Origin of the sequence: Streptomyces sp. NPDC007901, assembly GCF_042959465.1 — a bacterium.
In the GTDB taxonomy this organism is placed as follows: Bacteria; Actinomycetota; Actinomycetes; order Streptomycetales; family Streptomycetaceae; genus Streptomyces.
Window position 1 is genome coordinate 606,323 of sequence record NZ_JBIBKW010000003.1, and the last position, 16,169, is coordinate 622,491.

16 protein-coding genes are annotated in these 16,169 nt (G+C 72.6%); 14 read left to right on the forward strand and 2 right to left on the reverse strand.

Going from position 1 to position 16,169, the window contains the following annotated elements; genetic code table 11:
* Nucleotides 1-9: 9 nt before the first annotated feature.
* The 14 genes from pyrE (at nucleotide 10) to ACFZDK_RS13065 (ending at nucleotide 14,397) form a co-directional block, all read left to right on the forward strand.
* On the forward strand, nucleotides 10-558 hold the full coding sequence (gene pyrE / locus ACFZDK_RS13000) for an orotate phosphoribosyltransferase (RefSeq protein WP_390972066.1): 549 nt from the start codon (nucleotides 10-12) through the stop codon (nucleotides 556-558).
* Nucleotides 559-719: 161 nt separating this feature from the next.
* The gene (gene fbaA / locus ACFZDK_RS13005) at nucleotides 720-1,742 is read left to right on the forward strand and encodes a class II fructose-bisphosphate aldolase (RefSeq protein ID WP_390972067.1); all 1,023 of its coding nucleotides are present in this window, start codon (nucleotides 720-722) and stop codon (nucleotides 1,740-1,742) included.
* Between the two features lie 67 nt (nucleotides 1,743-1,809).
* A complete protein-coding gene (locus ACFZDK_RS13010) occupies nucleotides 1,810-3,279 on the forward strand; it encodes a DHA2 family efflux MFS transporter permease subunit (protein ID WP_390972068.1) in 1,470 nt (489 codons plus the stop codon).
* Nucleotides 3,280-3,347: 68 nt separating this feature from the next.
* Nucleotides 3,348-3,761, forward strand: a complete 414-nt coding sequence (locus ACFZDK_RS13015; protein ID WP_390972069.1) for a DUF3151 family protein — start codon at nucleotides 3,348-3,350, stop codon at nucleotides 3,759-3,761.
* A gap of 177 nt (nucleotides 3,762-3,938) precedes the next feature.
* Complete coding sequence (locus ACFZDK_RS13020; RefSeq protein WP_390972070.1) at nucleotides 3,939-4,787, forward strand: tryptophan 2,3-dioxygenase family protein; 849 nt, start codon at nucleotides 3,939-3,941, stop codon at nucleotides 4,785-4,787.
* The gene (kynU, locus tag ACFZDK_RS13025; RefSeq protein ID WP_390972071.1) at nucleotides 4,780-6,027 is read left to right on the forward strand and encodes a kynureninase; all 1,248 of its coding nucleotides are present in this window, start codon (nucleotides 4,780-4,782) and stop codon (nucleotides 6,025-6,027) included. Before ACFZDK_RS13020 ends, kynU begins: the two co-directional genes overlap by 8 nt.
* A 206-nt stretch (nucleotides 6,028-6,233) precedes the next feature.
* Nucleotides 6,234-7,112 carry an alpha/beta fold hydrolase gene (locus ACFZDK_RS13030; RefSeq protein WP_390972072.1) on the forward strand — a complete coding sequence of 293 codons (879 nt, stop codon included), beginning with the start codon at nucleotides 6,234-6,236 and terminating at the stop codon, nucleotides 7,110-7,112.
* Between the two features lie 274 nt (nucleotides 7,113-7,386).
* On the forward strand, nucleotides 7,387-8,415 hold the full coding sequence (locus ACFZDK_RS13035) for an alpha/beta hydrolase (protein WP_390972516.1): 1,029 nt from the start codon (nucleotides 7,387-7,389) through the stop codon (nucleotides 8,413-8,415).
* An 82-nt stretch (nucleotides 8,416-8,497) separates the two neighbouring features.
* Nucleotides 8,498-9,745: an acyltransferase family protein gene (locus tag ACFZDK_RS13040; protein WP_390972518.1), complete on the forward strand. Its 1,248-nt coding sequence runs from the start codon at nucleotides 8,498-8,500 to the stop codon at nucleotides 9,743-9,745.
* Nucleotides 9,738-11,153, forward strand: coding sequence for a histidine kinase (locus ACFZDK_RS13045; protein ID WP_390972073.1), 1,416 nt, complete (start codon nucleotides 9,738-9,740; stop codon nucleotides 11,151-11,153). The genes ACFZDK_RS13040 and ACFZDK_RS13045 overlap by 8 nt, the downstream gene beginning before the upstream one ends.
* Nucleotides 11,150-11,848, forward strand: a complete 699-nt coding sequence (locus ACFZDK_RS13050; RefSeq protein ID WP_355712753.1) for a response regulator transcription factor — start codon at nucleotides 11,150-11,152, stop codon at nucleotides 11,846-11,848. The genes ACFZDK_RS13045 and ACFZDK_RS13050 overlap by 4 nt, the downstream gene beginning before the upstream one ends.
* Nucleotides 11,849-11,923: 75 nt before the next feature.
* Complete coding sequence (locus ACFZDK_RS13055; protein WP_390972074.1) at nucleotides 11,924-13,288, forward strand: histidine kinase; 1,365 nt, start codon at nucleotides 11,924-11,926, stop codon at nucleotides 13,286-13,288.
* Complete coding sequence (locus ACFZDK_RS13060; protein WP_355712749.1) at nucleotides 13,285-13,950, forward strand: response regulator transcription factor; 666 nt, start codon at nucleotides 13,285-13,287, stop codon at nucleotides 13,948-13,950. Before ACFZDK_RS13055 ends, ACFZDK_RS13060 begins: the two co-directional genes overlap by 4 nt.
* A gap of 201 nt (nucleotides 13,951-14,151) precedes the next feature.
* A complete protein-coding gene (locus ACFZDK_RS13065) occupies nucleotides 14,152-14,397 on the forward strand; it encodes a hypothetical protein (RefSeq protein ID WP_390972075.1) in 246 nt (81 codons plus the stop codon).
* Here ACFZDK_RS13065 and ACFZDK_RS13070 read toward each other — a convergent pair.
* Nucleotides 14,354-15,439 carry an ATP-binding protein gene (locus ACFZDK_RS13070; protein ID WP_390972076.1) on the reverse strand — a complete coding sequence of 362 codons (1,086 nt, stop codon included), beginning with the start codon at nucleotides 15,437-15,439 and terminating at the stop codon, nucleotides 14,354-14,356. The two genes, ACFZDK_RS13065 and ACFZDK_RS13070, sit on opposite strands and share 44 nt — an antisense overlap.
* The gene (locus ACFZDK_RS13075; protein ID WP_390972077.1) at nucleotides 15,432-16,151 is read right to left on the reverse strand and encodes a response regulator; all 720 of its coding nucleotides are present in this window, start codon (nucleotides 16,149-16,151) and stop codon (nucleotides 15,432-15,434) included. The genes ACFZDK_RS13070 and ACFZDK_RS13075 overlap by 8 nt, the downstream gene beginning before the upstream one ends.
* Between the last annotated feature and the right edge of the window lie 18 nt (nucleotides 16,152-16,169).

Consider the following 16,169-nt stretch of genomic DNA (forward strand, 5'->3'; position numbering starts at 1 on the left):
CTGGTCGGCATGACGGACGTACGCGCTGAGCTGCTGCAACAGATCAAGGACAAGGCCGTGGTGCACGGCAAGGTGACCCTGTCGTCGGGGCTGGAGGCGGACTACTACGTGGACCTCCGCCGCGTCACCCTCGACGGCGAGGCCGCCCCGCTGGTCGGCCAGGTGCTGCTGGACCTGACGGAGGGCCTGGAGTTCGACGCCGTCGGCGGGCTGACGATGGGCGCCGACCCGGTCGCCGGCGCCATGCTGCACGCGGCCGCCGCCCGCGGAAAGCGTCTCGACGCCTTCGTCGTACGCAAGGCGGCGAAGGCGCACGGCATGCAGCGCCAGGTCGAGGGCCCGGAGATCAAGGGCCGGCGGGTCCTCGTCGTCGAGGACACCTCCACCACCGGCGGCTCCCCGCTCACCGCCGTGGAGGCCGTGCGCGCGGCCGGTGCCGAGGTCGTCGCCGTCGCCACCATCGTGGACCGGGCGACGGGCGCCGCCGAGAAGATCCAGGAGGGCGCCGGCGTGCCGTACCTCTTCGCCTTCTCGAAGGATGAACTGGGTCTGGACTGACACGTGGGTTGACGAGTGGGATTGACCCGGATTTGACCGGCGCGTGGAGCATCGGTTCATGTCTGGAAAGATGGGGACGACGATGACGTCGCCCCCAAGGTCTAGGTCAGGGCCGTAAGAAAACAGCAGTACGCCGACCCGCACACTCAAGGAGCGGACAGATGCCCATCGCAACCCCCGAGGTCTACAACGAGATGCTCGACCGGGCGAAGGCAGGCAAGTTCGCCTACCCGGCCATCAACGTGACCTCGACCCAGACCCTGCACGCTGCGCTGCGCGGCTTCGCGGAGGCGGAGAGCGACGGCATCGTCCAGATCTCCACGGGTGGTGCCGAGTTCCTGGGCGGCCAGTACAAGAAGGAGATGGTGACCGGCTCGGTCGCGCTCGCCGAGTTCGCGCACATCGTCGCCGAGAAGTACCCGGTCAACGTCGCGCTGCACACGGACCACTGCCCGAAGGACAAGCTCGACGGGTACGTACGTCCGCTGCTCGCGATCTCCGAGGAGCGCGTGAAGAACGGCCGCAACCCGCTCTTCCAGTCGCACATGTGGGACGGCTCCGCCGAGACCCTCGCCGACAACCTGGCCATCGCGCAGGAGCTCCTGGAGCAGGCCCGCCGCGCCAACATCGTCCTCGAGGTCGAGATCACCCCGACCGGCGGCGAGGAGGACGGCGTCTCCCACGAGATCAACGACTCCCTCTACACCACGGTCGACGACGCGATCCGCACCGCCGAGGCCCTGGGCCTGGGCGAGAAGGGCCGCTACCTGCTCGCCGCCTCCTTCGGCAACGTGCACGGCGTGTACAAGCCGGGCAACGTCGTGCTCCGCCCCGACCTGCTCAAGGAGCTGAGCGACGGCGTCGCCGCCAAGTTCGGCAAGCAGTCCCCGTTCGACTTCGTCTTCCACGGCGGCTCCGGCTCCACCGAGCAGGAGATCCGCACCGCGCTGGAGAACGGCGTCGTGAAGATGAACCTGGACACGGACACCCAGTACGCCTTCACCCGTCCGGTCGCCGACCACATGTTCAAGAACTACGACGGCGTCCTGAAGGTCGACGGCGAGGTCGGCTCCAAGAAGACCTACGACCCGCGCACCTGGGGCAAGCTGGCCGAGGCGGGCATGGCCGCGCGCGTCGTCGAGGCCACGCAGAACCTGCGCTCGGCGGGCAACAAGATCAAGTAAGCCGCATTACGGTCAGGACCCGGCGTTCGTCTGTCTACGGCGCCGGGTCCGCTGTATACCTGGAACCATGCCCGACGTCCGGATCGCCTCAGCCCAGGGCAAGTGGATCCTCCTCACCACGGTCCTCGGCTCCAGCATGGCGCTGCTGGACTCCACGGTCGTCAACGTGGCGCTGCCCCGCATCGGCGACGACCTGGACGCGAGCCTGTCCGCCCTCCAGTGGACGATCAACGCGTACATGCTGACCCTGGCCGGCCTGATCCTGCTCGGCGGCTCGCTCGGCGACCAGTACGGCCGCCGGAAGGTCTTCGTGATCGGCGTCGTCTGGTTCGCGGCCGCGTCCCTGATGTGCGGCCTCGCCCCGACCGATGCCGTACTGATCGGCGCCCGCGCCCTCCAGGGCATCGGCGGCGCCCTCCTCACCCCGGGCTCCCTCGCCCTCATCCAGGCCTCCTTCCACCCCGACGACCGGGCCCGCGCGGTCGGCCTCTGGTCCGGCTTCGGCGGCATCGGCGCGGCGATCGGCCCGTTCCTGGGCGGCTGGCTGGTGGACGGCCCCGGCTGGCGCTGGGTCTTCCTCCTCAACGTCCCGCTGGCCCTGCTCTGCGTCCCGGTCGCCCTGCGCCACGTCCCGGAGTCGTCTGGGGGTACCTACCGCTCGGAGAGTGGGGGAGAACGCAGCCACGGCCGCTTCGACGTCCTCGGCGCGGTCCTCGGCGCCCTCGCCCTCGGCCTGGTGACGTACGCGCTGATCGAGGCCGGGACCCTGGGGCTGCTCGCCGTGGCGGGCGTCGCGGCAGGCGTTGCCTTCGTGTACGTCGAGAAGCGCCGCCAGGACCCGATGCTCCCACTGGACATCTTCGCGTCCCGCCAGTTCACGGCGCTCAACGTGGTCACCCTCTGCGTGTACGGAGCGTTCGGCGGCTACTTCTTCCTCACCGCGCTGCAACTCCAGGTCGTCGCGGGCTACTCGGCGCTGGCCGCCGGCACCGCCCTGCTCCCCACCACCGCCCTGATGCTGCTCTTCTCGGCCCGCTCGGGCGCCCTCGCCGACCGCATCGGCCCCCGGATCCCCCTCACGGTCGGCCCGCTGCTCTGCGCCACCGCGATGCTGCTGATGCTGCGGGTGGGCAAGGACGCGAACTACCTGACGGACATCCTCCCGGCGGTCCTGGTCCAGGGCCTCGGCATGGTCGTCCTGGTGGCCCCCCTCACCGCCTCCGTCCTCGCCTCCGTGGACACCGCCCGGGCCGGCATCGCCAGCGGCATCAACAACGCGGCGGCCCGCGCGGCGAGCCTCCTCGCGGTCGCGGCACTGCCGCTGCTCGCCGGGATGGGCCCGGAGGCCTACCGCTCCGCCGACGCCTTCGACGCCGCGTTCGACCGGGCGATGCCGATCTGCGCCGGGGTGCTGGTCGTGGGCGCCGTCCTCGCCTTCGCCCTGGTGCGCCGCCCGGCCCCGGGCTGCGTACGCCCGGAGTGCCGCCGCCACGGCAACGTCACCACACCCCCGCTGGAGGCGGAGGGCCGTACCTAGGGCCGTAGCCGGAGCCGCAGAGGTCCTGGGTCCGTGGCCGTGGGCCCGGGTGCGCCAGACTGGAACCCATGAGCATTCACGAGAACCTCCTCGGCGGCCCGCCCCCGACCCACCTCCCCGACGAACCCGCCCCCCGCGAGCTCCTCGCGCAGGGCACCGCCCCCGCGGACGTCGCCGCCAAGTACCCCACCTCCTCGCTCGCCTGGGCCCAGCTCGCCGACGACGCGTTCGAGCGCGGCTCGGTCGTCGAGTCGTACGCCTACGCCCGTACGGGCTACCACCGCGGACTGGACGCGCTGCGCCGCAACGGCTGGAAGGGCCACGGCCCCGTCCCCTGGGAGCACGAGCCCAACCGCGGCTTCCTGCGCGCGCTGCACGCCCTCGCCCGCGCCGCCCAGGCGATCGGCGAGCAGGAGGAGTACGAGCGCTGCTCGCAGTTCCTGAAGGACTCCTCGCCGACCGCGGCCCAGACCCTGGGCTAGCGGACCCCGGGCCGGCAGACCCTGGGCCGGCCGCCCGTTCGGCGGTGTGGCCCGTCTGGCAACAGGCGGGCCTTGCCGTATCCGGGTTACGTTGCGGAAGATGCCGGTGGGGACCGGGGCCCCCGTGTCGGCATCGGCAGGGGCGGACCGCTACCCGGAGTACAACAGGAGACAGCGATGTCCCACCAGGCTCAGCCCTACGCGGCTTCGGAGCCCGAGACCCCGCATCTCGACTTCGCCGGCACGACACCGTACGAGGACTACGTCAAGGCCGACGTGCTCACCCACCTCCAGCACACCCTCTCCGACGACCCCGGAGAGATGGTCTTCCTGGTCACCACCCAGGTCATGGAGCTGTGGTTCACCGTCATCGTCCACGAGTGGGAGACCGCCGGGGCGGCGCTGCGCGCCGACGACATCCCCACCGCGATCGCCGCGCTGAAGCGTTCCACCCGCGAGCTGGAGGCGCTGAACGCCTCCTGGAAGCCGCTCGGCCAGCTCACCCCCGCCCAGTTCAACTCCTACCGGTCCGCCCTCGGCGAGGGCTCCGGCTTCCAGTCGGCGATGTACCGGCGGATGGAGTTCCTGCTCGGCGAGAAGTCCGCGTCCATGCTCGTCCCGCACCGCGGGGCACCGCGGGTGTACGCGGAACTGGAGAAGGCGATGCAGGAGCCGAGCCTGTACGACGAGGTGGTGCGGCTGCTGGCGCGGCGGGGGTATCCGATCCCGGACGCGGTGGCGGTGGAACGTGACATCTCACTGCCCTATACACCTTCCGACGCCGTCGAGGCCGCCTGGACCGCCGTCTACTCCGGCGACGGCGACACCGAACTCGCCCGCCTCGGCGAGGCGCTGACCGACGTGGCCGAACTCGTCTGGCGCTGGCGCAACGACCACCTGGTCGCCACCCGCCGCGCCATGGGCGCCAAGCCCGGCACCGGCGGCTCGGCCGGCGTCGCCTGGCTGGAGAAGCGCGCCCGCAAGAACGTGTTCCCCGAGCTGTGGACGGCGAGGTCCCATGTCTGAGCTGACCCTGAAGGCGGAGAAGCTGGACGGCGCGGACGAACTCGCCTCCCTCCGCTCCCGTTTCGTCCTCGACACTGCGTCCGATCATGCGGCTGACGCCGCGGGCGTCTACCTGGACGGCAACTCGCTGGGCGCCCTGCCCGCGCACGTCCCCGGCCGGGTCGAGGACGTCGTCCGCCGGCAGTGGGGCGAGCTGCGCATCCGCTCCTGGGACGAGAGCGGCTGGTGGACCGCGCCGGAGCGGATCGGCGACCGGATCGCCCCGCTGGTCGGCGCGGCGGCCGGGCAGATCGTGGTCGGCGACTCCACCAGCGTCAACGTCTTCAAGGCGCTGGTGGGCGCGGTACGGCTCGCGGGGGAGGGCCGGGACGAGATCCTCGTCGACGCGACCACCTTCCCCACCGACGGCTACATCGCCGACTCGGCGGCCCGGATGACGGGGTGCGTGCTGCGACCGGTGACCCCGGCGGAGGCGCCCGCCGCCCTGGGCGACCGCACCGCCGCCGTCCTGCTCAACCACGTCGACTACCGCACGGGCCGGCTGCACGATCTCCCCGCCCTCACCGGCGCGATCCGCGCGGCCGGCGCCGTATCCGTCTGGGACCTGTGCCACAGCGCGGGCGCGCTGCCCGTCGGCCTCGACGAGCACGGGGTCGACCTGGCGGTCGGCTGCACCTACAAGTACCTGAACGGCGGCCCGGGTTCACCCGCGTACCTGTATGTGCGGCAGGGGTTGCAGGACCGGTTCGACTCCCCGCTCCCCGGCTGGAACTCGCACACGGAGCCCTTCGGGATGCGGCCGGAGTACGAACCGGCCGAGGGCGCGGTGCGCGGTCGCGTCGGCACCCCGGACATCCTCTCCATGCTGGCCCTGGAGGCGGCGCTGGAGGTCTGGGACGGGGTGCCGGTGGCCGCCGTGCGCGCCAAGTCCCTGGCCCTGACGGACTTCTTCCTGGAGTGCGTCGAGGCGTACCTGCCCGCGGGCCGCGTCGAGTGCGTGACCCCGGTGGCCCACGAGGAGCGCGGCAGCCAGATCGCGCTGCGCTGTGCCGACGCCGGGGACGTGATGCGCCGGCTCATCGAGCGGGGCGTGGTCGGGGACTTCCGCCACCCCGACGTCCTCCGCTTCGGCTTCACTCCGCTCTACGTCGGTTTCGCCGACGTCGAGCGGGCGGCGCGGGTGCTGGGGGAGGTGGCGGGAGAGGCCGCGGGATCGGTCGCGGGAGCGGTCGTCGACTAGCGACATGACGACTTGGTGATCCCAGCGCGGGGGCCGGGACGGTACAGAACCGTTCAATCCTCACCGTGCGTGACATCCACGTGTCGCCGCACGTCACCGGCCTGATACCGTCCCGGCCAACGGCCGAATTCCCCACCTGGTCCGCCAACACTCCCCCAGTGCCGAAAGCCTGGGAGGGGCCCCCATCGTCGCTGAGAGGTTGGAGCATGCCGGACGACGACGCCGCAGCAGCCCGGGCCGCCGCAGAGGAGGAGTCGGCCTTCTCGCACCCGCAGGTCGAGCCCGACGCCACGGCCGCGTACGGCGACCACCCCGACCAGGTGATCGACTTCTACGCGCCGCGCGCCGACGAACCCTCGGTCCCGCTCGTCGCGGTCCTGCACGGCGGCGCGTGGCGCGCACCGTACGACCGCGCCCACATCACCCCCTTCGCCGACTACCTGGCCCGGCGCGGCTTCGCGGTGGCCAACGTCGAGTACCGGCGCGGCGCGAAGCTGCCCGCGCAGGGCGGTGCGGCGCCGGTCGCGGGCCGCTGGCCGGACACCTTCGACGACGTGGCCGCGGCCCTGGACGCCCTGCCGGCCCTGGCCCGCGAGGCGTTGCCCCAGGCCGACCTGCGCCGCACGGTCCTCACCGGCCACTCGGCGGGCGGCCACCTGGCGCTCTGGGCGGCGGCACGGCACGTCCTCCCGGCGGACGCCGCGTGGCGCACCTCCGGCCCGGCGCCGCTGCGAGGCGTCGTCGCCCTGGCCCCGATCGCGGACTTCGCGATGGCCGAGAAGCTGGACGTCTGCGGCAACGCGGCGCTCCAACTCCTCGGCGGCAGCGACCACTTCACCGACCGCCAGCGCTACGCCGACCCCGCGCTCCTCCTCCCGACCGGCATCGCCACCACCCTGGTCCAGGGCCGCTCGGACCTGATCGTCCCGCAGGCGGTCGCCGAGTCCTACGCGGACGCGGCGGCGAAGGCGGGCGAGGTGGTCGGCCTGACGCTGCTGGAGGACGTCGGCCACTTCCCGCTCATCGACCCGGCGGCCGATGCCTGCGCGGTGGTGGCGGAGGAGATCGCCCAGCTCGCCTGGTAGCCCCCAGATACCCGTAGTACCTGAGAGCTACGTCCCACATGAGTTCCCTGGCGTGACGCGGACGACGCCCCCCGCTCCGTAACTTCCCGATCAGACAAGCCCGACGACCGGGCGGACTGAACGGGGAGGGACGGCCGTGGGGTTCACGACGGGGGAACTGTTCCGCAGCTGCGGGCAATCGTGCCGCTGGGGCGGCACGGATGGGCGATGGGGGTCCCCCCGCTCGAGCGAAGCCGAGAGTGGGGGAGGCACCCCGCAAGCGCGGGCGAGCGAAATTCCGGCCCTCAGCGCCACCGACCTCGCTGACCCGGCACCCCCACCCCCAACTCGCCGCACTCGAAGGTGGCGCCGCACCGCCCTCGCCGCCCTCCTCACCGCCGCCGTGGTCCTCCCCCTCTCCGCGGCCACCCGCCCCCAGATCCCCGCCCCACCCCCCGCCGTCCTCCCCACCCCCCTCACCCCGACCAGCCTCACCACCGCCTACACGGCCAACCGCGAGAACGCCGCCGAAGCCGCCCGCATGGCCGCCGCCCACGGCGACCGCTCCCGCGCCGCCGCCGACCGCGCCCTCGCGTCCCCCACCCGCCACTTCCTCCACTTCGACGCCCGCGGCACCGGCCAGGCCACCGAGGTCCTCGGCGACCTGGCGCACGCCACCCGCGTCGCCGTCCTCGTCCCCGGCTCGGACACCACCCTCGACACCTACGCCCGCTTCCACACCGCGGCGGAGTCCCTCTACCGGCGCCTCATCCACGAGGCTCCCCGGACCACCCCCACCGCGGTCGTCGCCTGGCTCGGCTACCGGACCCCCGCCACCATCAGCACCACCGTCCTCACCCCGGGCCGGGCCGGCCAAGCGGCCCCGCACCTCCGCGAGTTCATCCGCGAACTCCGCGCCCTCACCGCCCCCGGTCCGGCGGCGATCTCCCTCCTCTGCCACTCCTACGGCACGGTCGTCTGCGCCCGCGCCGCGCCCGCCCTCTCCGGTCCAGGCGTCACCGACATCGCGTTCGTCGGCAGCCCCGGCACCGGTACCCACTCGGCCGCGGCGCTGCACACCTCGGCCCGCGTCTGGGCGGCCCGGGGCGCCGGCGACTGGATAGCCGACGTCCCGCACCTGCGCGTCGGTCTCTTCGGTACCACCGTCGGCTTCGGCACCGACCCCGTCTCCCCCTCCTTCGGCGCCCGCGTCTTCGCGGCGGGCCCCGGCGGCCACAGCGACTACTTCACCCCGGGCTCGGCCTCCCTGGCCAACCTCGCCCGGATCGTCCTCGGCGAGACAACGGAGGTCACCCGTGCGTAAGCCACCGCCCCTTCACCTCCCTCACCGCACCAGCCACTTCCCGCAGCCCATAAGCCGCTTCTCCCACCGCACCAGCCACTTCCTGCACCGCGTACGCCACTTCCCCGACCGAGCGCGGCACCTCGCCCGCCACCTCGACGCCACCACCCCACCCGACCGCGACCGTGCCGTCGACGCCCTGCGCGCGTTCGCCATCCTCGGTGTGGTCCTCGGCCACTGGCTGGTCACGGCGCTGGTGGCGGACGGCGGCGACCTGCACACCAGCAGCCCCCTGCAGCACCTGCCCCGGCTGGCCCCGATCTCCTGGGCGTTCCAGACCCTGGCCGTGTTCTTCCTGGTCGGCGGCCAGGTGGCCACCCGCAGCTACACGTCCGCCCAGGCGAAGGGCACCCCGTACCACCGCTGGCTGACGACCCGGCTGTCCCGCCTCTTCAAGCCGGTGGCCGCCCTCCTCACCCTGTGGACGGTCGCGACCGCCGCCCTCCTCCTCTCCGGCACCGACTTCGCCACCGTGCGCACCCTCGCCAAACTCGCCCTGTCCCCCCTCTGGTTCCTCGTGGTGTTCGCGGCGCTGACGGCGGCGACCCCGCTCGTCGCCCGGCTCAACCCGCTGTGGCCGCTGGCCGTCGTCCTCCATGTGGACCTGCTCCGTTTCGGCTTCGGCGCCCCGCCCGGCCTCGGCTGGGTGAACCTCGCGGCGGGCTGGCTGGTGCCGTACACCCTCGGCGCCGCCTGGACCCGCGGCGAACTGGACCGCCCGCGCGCGGGCTGGGTGCTGCTCGTCGGCGGTACGGCGGCGACGGCCGGGCTCGTGGGCTTCGCGGGCTACCCGGCCTCGATGGTCGGCGTCCCCGGCGCGTCCGTCTCCAACCTCGACCCGCCCACCCTGGCCGCCGTCACCTTCGGCCTGGCCCAGTGCGGCCTCGCCCTGCTCCTGCGGGCCCGGCTGCGCCGGGCGATGCGCCGCCCCCTGCTCTGGGCGGCGGTGGCCTTCGTGAACCTCTCCGCGATGACGATCTTCCTCTGGCACCAGACCGCCCTGATGGCGACCACGGCCACCGGCCTCCTGCTCGGGCACCTGCCCGGCCTCCACACACCCCCCGACCACCTCGGCTGGGTGGCGGCCCGTCTGCTCTGGCTCCCGGTGTTCGCCCTGACGCTCACCGTCTGCTGGGCGGCGTTCCACACGTACGAGCGCCCCGGCACCCGGCGCCGCCCCCGGATCCGCTCGCACGTCGTCCGCACCCACCGCTCGTCCCGCACGTCCGGCCCGTCGAGCTCGTCCGGCTCGTCCGATCGGGCGACACCGACGGGAGCCCGTCATGTCTAGGCTGATCGCTGTGACGGAGACGGGGAGCCGCCGGGCGGAGTGGACCGGCCGGGTGCTGCGCTGGCTGCGGATACTCCGCGCCGACCTGTGCACCACCCGCCTCGACCCGCTGCCCCCCTCCGTATGGCTGCGCTGGCTGCCGCACGGCGTGCTGTGCCTGGCGGCGTTCGGCACCACGCTCGGCGGTATCGCGCAGCTCCGGGACAACGGGCATCTGGGCCTCGGCCTCTCCTTTCTGCTCGGGTTCGCGCAGGGCGGCGCCGTGGTCCTCGCGATGTGGCGGCCCGTCCCGGCGTGGTGGATGTCGATGGCGGCCACGCTGGTGGGCGCCCTGGCGCTGCACGGCCGGCTGGGCATGGTGACGGGGGTCCTCTTCACCTGGCCCTGGACCACGGCCGGGATCATCACGCACCTGCTGGTCCTGCTGCTGCTCGCGCTGCGGGTCCGCGCCCGGGCGGCCGTCGAGGCACTGGCCCTGACCGTGCTGCTCACCTGGGTCCTCGACGGCGTCTGGGGCGCGCCCCCGCACCAGTCCACCTCGGTGGTGACCGTCGTCCTGTCGGCGTTCGTCGTGGCGCTCGGCACGGCGCTGCGCGGCCGCCGCGAGGCGCGCGCGGAACTCGGCCGGCAGGCCTCGCTCACCGAGGAGGAGCGGGCCCGGCGCACCCTCCTGGAGGAGCGCAGCCGGATCGCCCGCGAGCTGCACGACGTGGTCGCCCACCACATGTCGGTCATCTCGATCCAGGCCCAGGTCGCTCCACACCTTGTGGACAACCCCTCGGACGAGCTCCGGGAGAACCTCGACGGCATCCGGCACAACGCGCTGGAGGCGCTGACCGAACTGCGCAGGGTGCTGGGCGTGCTGCGTTCGGAGGGCCCCGACGAGGACGCGCCCGACGACACCGGCACCGGCCCGCACAGCCCGCAGCCCACCCTGGACCGGCTGGACACGCTGGTCGAGAACACCAGGGCGGCCGGTCTGACGGTCACCGTCCGGATCAACGGCGAGCGGCGCCCGATGCAGTCGGGCGTGGAGCTGTCGGCGTACCGGATCGTGCAGGAGGCACTGAGCAACGTCCTGCGGCACGCGCCGGGCGCCACCGCCCATGTCGAGATCGAGTACATCCCCTACGGGCTGCTGGTGTCCGTCGCGAACTCCCGGCCCACCCGGCCCGCGCCGCCGTCGCCGGGCGCCGGGCACGGACTGCTCGGCATGCGGGAGCGGACCGCGATGCTCGGTGGCTCACTGACGGCGGGACCCGGGGCGGACGGCGGCTTCCGGGTCTTCGCGGAGCTCCCGGCCGCCGGTCCCGGCGCCGGCACCACCCACAGCCGGCCCCTTGCCCCGGCCCCTCGCCCCGACCCGAAGCCGGCCCCTCGCCCCGACCCGAAGGACGACCGCGCATGACGAGCAGCAGCAGTGGCAGCAGCCCCATCCGGGTGGTCATCGCCGACGACCAGCAGATGGTCCGCCAGGGCTTCACCGTGCTGCTCAACGCCCAGCCCGGTATCGAGGTGGTCGGCCAGGCGGTGGACGGGCTGGACGCGGTGGTCCAGGTCGCCGAACTCACCCCGGACGTCGTCCTCATGGACATCCGCATGCCCGAGCTGGGCGGTATCGAGGCCACCCGCCGCATCGTCGGGGAGCGCCCGCACATCAAGGTGCTGGTGCTGACCACCTTCGACCTCGACGAGTACGTGTACGAGGCGCTGCGGGCCGGTGCGTCCGGGTTCCTGCTCAAGGACGCGTCGGCGGACAAACTGGCGGAGGCGGTGCGGGTGGTGGCGGCCGGTGACGCGCTGCTCGCGCCCGGCGTCACCCGGCGGCTGATCGCCCAGTTCTCGCAGCTGGACGGCGGCGGGGTGCGCGCCCCGCTGAAGTCCCGCGTCGCCGATCTGACCGAGCGGGAGACGGAGGTCCTCGCGCTGATCGCCCAGGGCCTGTCGAACGCGGAGATCGCCGAGCGGCTGGTCGTCGCCGAGCAGACCGTGAAGACGCATGTGGGCCGGATCCTGGTGAAGCTGGGCCTGCGGGACCGTACCCAGGCGGCGGTGTTCGCGTACGAGTCGGGTCTGGTCCGGCCCTCCGGCTCGGCCCCGTAGTACCTGAGAAGGATGCCGGAGGACCCTTCTCACTGGTGACGACGGCGACCCCCGCCTCCGCCTACGGTCGTGTACGTGACCGAGACGACCCACACGCAGCCGATGCCGCCGGAGCAGCCGGACGACGCGTTCGAGCCGTACAAGCCGCGCAGCCCGGAGTTCCGGGCGGCGCTGGACGCCCTGGGCAGGCTGCGGCAGGACCTGTTCCACGACGCCTTCGCCTACCGCCCGTTGCCCCCGCTGAGCGCCGACAGCCGGTTCGTCCGCCGGTTCCCCGGCCGGCTGCGGGAGTACGCGGTCTGGGCCCCGCACCTCGTGGTGGCCGCGGCCGGCGGGGTGGCGCTCCTGGCCGCCGCCACGGACAGCCCGCGGGGGGAGTTCACGGCCCTGCTGTCCGGCCTGTTCGCGCTGGCCCCCGTCCTGCTGACGCTGGCGCGTCCGGTCGCCGCCTTCTGGCTGTCCCTCGTCGCGGCCTGGGTCGGCAACCTGCTGGGCAGTGGCTGGGGCGAATGGCCCTGGTCGTCGGGCAACTTCATCTCCCACCTGGTGGTGCTCACGGTCGTCGCCGTCCGCACCCGCCCGCGCACGGCGGCCTGGATGTGGGCGATCACCGCGCTCTACGGCTTCCTGGCCGTCTCGGCCTTCGGCGGGGGCCACTACAGCGACAACGTCGGCCCGATGACGGTCGTCTCCGCGATAGTCCTGCTGACCGTCTCCGTGCGGCAGATCCGCCGGGAGGCGGAGGAGACGGTGACCGCCCAGCAGACGGAGACCGCGCAGGAGCGTTCCAGGCGCACCCTCCTGGAGGAGCGCACGACGATCGCCCGAGAGCTGCACGATGTGGTGGCCCATCACATGTCGGTGGTGGCGATCCAGGCGGAGGCGGCCCCGTACCGCGTCGAGAACCCGCCGCCGGAGCTGGAGAAGGCGTTCGTCACCATCCGGGAGAACGCGGTGGCCGCGCTCACCGAGCTGCGCCGCGTGCTGGGCGTCGTCCGCGCCGAGGACTACGAGGCCCCGGACGCCCCGCAGCCCACCCTCGCCGATCTGGACGCCCTGCTCGCCAATGTGCGGGAGGCGGGCCTGACCGTGGAGAAGGTGGTGACCGGCGCGGTCCGCGAACTCCCGCAGGGCGTGGAGCTGTCGGCGTACCGGATCGTCCAGGAGACGCTGAGCAACACGCTGCGCCACGCGCCGGGGGCGTCGGCCCGGGTGGAGATCGGCTATGTTCTCGGCGGTCTGGGCCTGCGGATAGTCAACGGCGCCCCGCCCAGGCCCGCCCTGCTCAAACCGTCGCCGGGCGCCGGTCACGGCATCACGGGGATGCGCGAGCGGGTCTCGATGCTGAACGGCGAGATGACGGCGGCCCCGACGTCCGAGGGAGGCTACGAGGTGACGGTGTTCCTTCCCGTCGCCGCCCGCACCGAAGGTGACGCATGACGATCCGGGTACTGATCGCGGACGACCAGATGATGGTGCGCGAGGGCTTCTCGGTCCTGCTGAACGCGATGCCGGACATCGAGGTCGTCGGCGAGGCGGTCAACGGCCGTGAGGCGGTGGACCGGGTGCGTGAACTGGCCCCCGATGTGGTCCTGATGGACATCCGCATGCCCGAGGTGAACGGCATCGAGGCGACCCGGGAGATCGTGGCCGCCGACAGCGCGGCGAAGGTGCTGGTGCTCACCACCTTCGACCTCGACGAGTACGTCTACCAGGCGCTGCGCGCGGGAGCCTCCGGTTTCCTCCTCAAGGACGCCTCGGCCCGCCAGCTCGCCGACGGGGTGCGGGTGGTGGCGGCGGGCGAGGCGCTCCTGGCCCCCTCGGTCACCCGGCGCCTGATCACGGAGTTCTCCAAACTCTCCGGCACGCCCCGGCTGATGCCCACGGCGCACGCGGCCTACGGCGACCTCACCGACCGTGAGACGGAGGTCCTGATCCTGATCGCCCAGGGCCTCTCCAACGCCGAGATGGCCGAGCGCCTGGTGGTGGCCGAGTCGACGATCAAGACCCATGTCAGCCGGATCCTGGTGAAACTCGGCCTCAGGGACCGCACCCAGGCGGCGGTGTTCGCGTACGAGGCACGGCTGGTGACGCCCGGATAGGGCACATGCCGTCAGCACAGTCGATAGTGCGGTTCGGTCGCGAGCGGTACAGGTGTGGACACGGTGCGCTCAAGTTGTGTTTGAATGGTGAAGGAATCGGCCAAATGACTTGTTTCGGCCGCCCGTTAACTCCCCTTTCATCCTGTTCGTCCTCCCCGTTGTCCCACCCCCGTCCCCTCGCACCCGCTTCCCCGGCGGGCGTTGTCGTCGTCCCCGTTCCAGATGCAGTCCGGCGGCCAGTCCTCGACGAGCCTGCTGGCCTTCCTGCTGGTCATGCTGGCCGGCCCGGTCGCGGCCCTGGTCCTGGCGGCGGCGATCGTGATGTTCGACCCCGGGGTCGTCCTCGGCCAGCGCGACTGGCAGCAGACCGAGAGCCACCCGCAGCCCGCGCCGAGCCGCGGCTTCATGTCCCGAGCTCCGCCCGCCCGGCGGGCAGTTCCACGGTGACGCGGATCCCGCCGGCGGGGCGCGGCACGAGCGCCAGTGTTCCGTCATGGGCCTCGGTGATGGTCTTCACGATCGCCAGGCCGAGACCGACACCCGCGTGATCGGTGTGGACGCGCTCGGTGCCCCGCTGGAACGGTTCGGTGAGGGTCGAGACCAGCTGCGGGCGGAGCCGCTCGCCGGTGTTCTCGACGGTGAGCACCACGGTCCCGGCGGGGCCGACGCCGGTACGCACCCACACGGTGCCCTCGCCGGGCAGGTTGTGGACGATCGCGTTGTGCACCAGGTTCATGGTCAGCTGCAGCAGCAGCGCCGGTGATCCGGTCGTGGGCGCGACCTCGCCGCCGGTCTCGACGGTGACACCGTGCTTCTCCGCGAGGGGCAGGAGCGTCTCGGTGGCCTCCTCCGCCAGGAGGGACAGGTCGACGTGTTCCCGGGTGAAGGACCGCTGGTCGGCGCGGCTCAGCAGGAGCAGCGCCTCGGTGAGGCCGATCGCCCGGGTGTTGACGGCGTGCAGGCGGTCGATGACCTCGCCGGTGTCGCACGCCGGGTCGGAGCGGGCCACGTCGAGCAGGGTCTTGGAGACGGCCAGCGGGGTGCGCAGCTCGTGCGAGGCGTTGGCCGCGAATCTCCGCTGTTCGGCGACGTGCGCCTCCAGCCGGGCGAGCATCGTGTCGAAGGCGTCGGCCAGTTCGCGGAACTCGTCCCTGCGGCCCGGCAGCCGGATCCGGTGCGCGAGCGATCCGTCGGTGGCCAGGCGGGTGGCGTCCGTGATGCGGGTCAGCGGGGCGAGCATGCGGTCGGCGAGAATCCACCCGCCCACCAGACCGAACACCAGCAGGAACGCCAGCACCACGGCGGCGGTCGGGGCGAAGGCGCGCACGATGGCGTAGCGGTAGTCGGGCTCGAAGAGGAGCCCGGGGTGCGGCACCCTGTTCAGGAACACCCAGGTGGCCGCGAGCACCAGGACACCGGCCAGCATGAGGAATCCGGCGTAGCTGAGGGTGAGTTTGACCCGCACGCTCAGCCCGGGGGCCCTATCCACGGTCCTCTCCCTCGGATACCTCAGGTCCCTCGGATCCCTTGGGCCGCTCGGGCGGCGTGTCGATGCGGTAGCCGACGCCCGGCACCGTGGTGATCAGCCACGGTTCCCCGAGCCGTTTGCGCAGCGCCGAGACGGTGATCCGGACGGCGTTGGTGAACGGGTCGGCGTTCTCGTCCCAGGCGCGCTCCAGGAGTTCCTCGGCGCTGACGACACCGCCCTCGGCGGCGACCAGGACCTCCAGCACCGCGAACTGCTTCCTGGTCAGCGCGACATAGCGGCCGTCCCGGTAGACCTCTCTGCGGAACGTGTCCAGCCGCAGACCCGCGATCTCCCGCACGGGCGGCCTGTTGTGGGCCCGCCGGCGGTCCAGTGCCCGGAGCCTGAGCGCGAGCTCCCGCAGCTCGAAGGGTTTCGTGAGGTAGTCGTCGGCGCCGAGTTCGAAGCCCGAGGCCTTGTCGTCGATCCGGTCGGCCGCGGTGAGCATGAGGATCGGCATGCCGCTGCCGGAGGCGACGATGCGGGCGGCGATCTCGTCCCCCGAGGGTCCGGGGATGTCCCGGTCGAGGACGGCGATGTCGTAGGAGTTGACGCCCAGCAGTTCCAGAGCGGTGTCGCCGTCCCCCGCGATGTCGGCGGCGATCGCCTCCAGACGCAGGCCGGTGCGGATGGCCTCTGCCAGGTAGGGCTCGTCCTCGACAATCAGCACGCGCATGACGGTCAGGCTACGAGC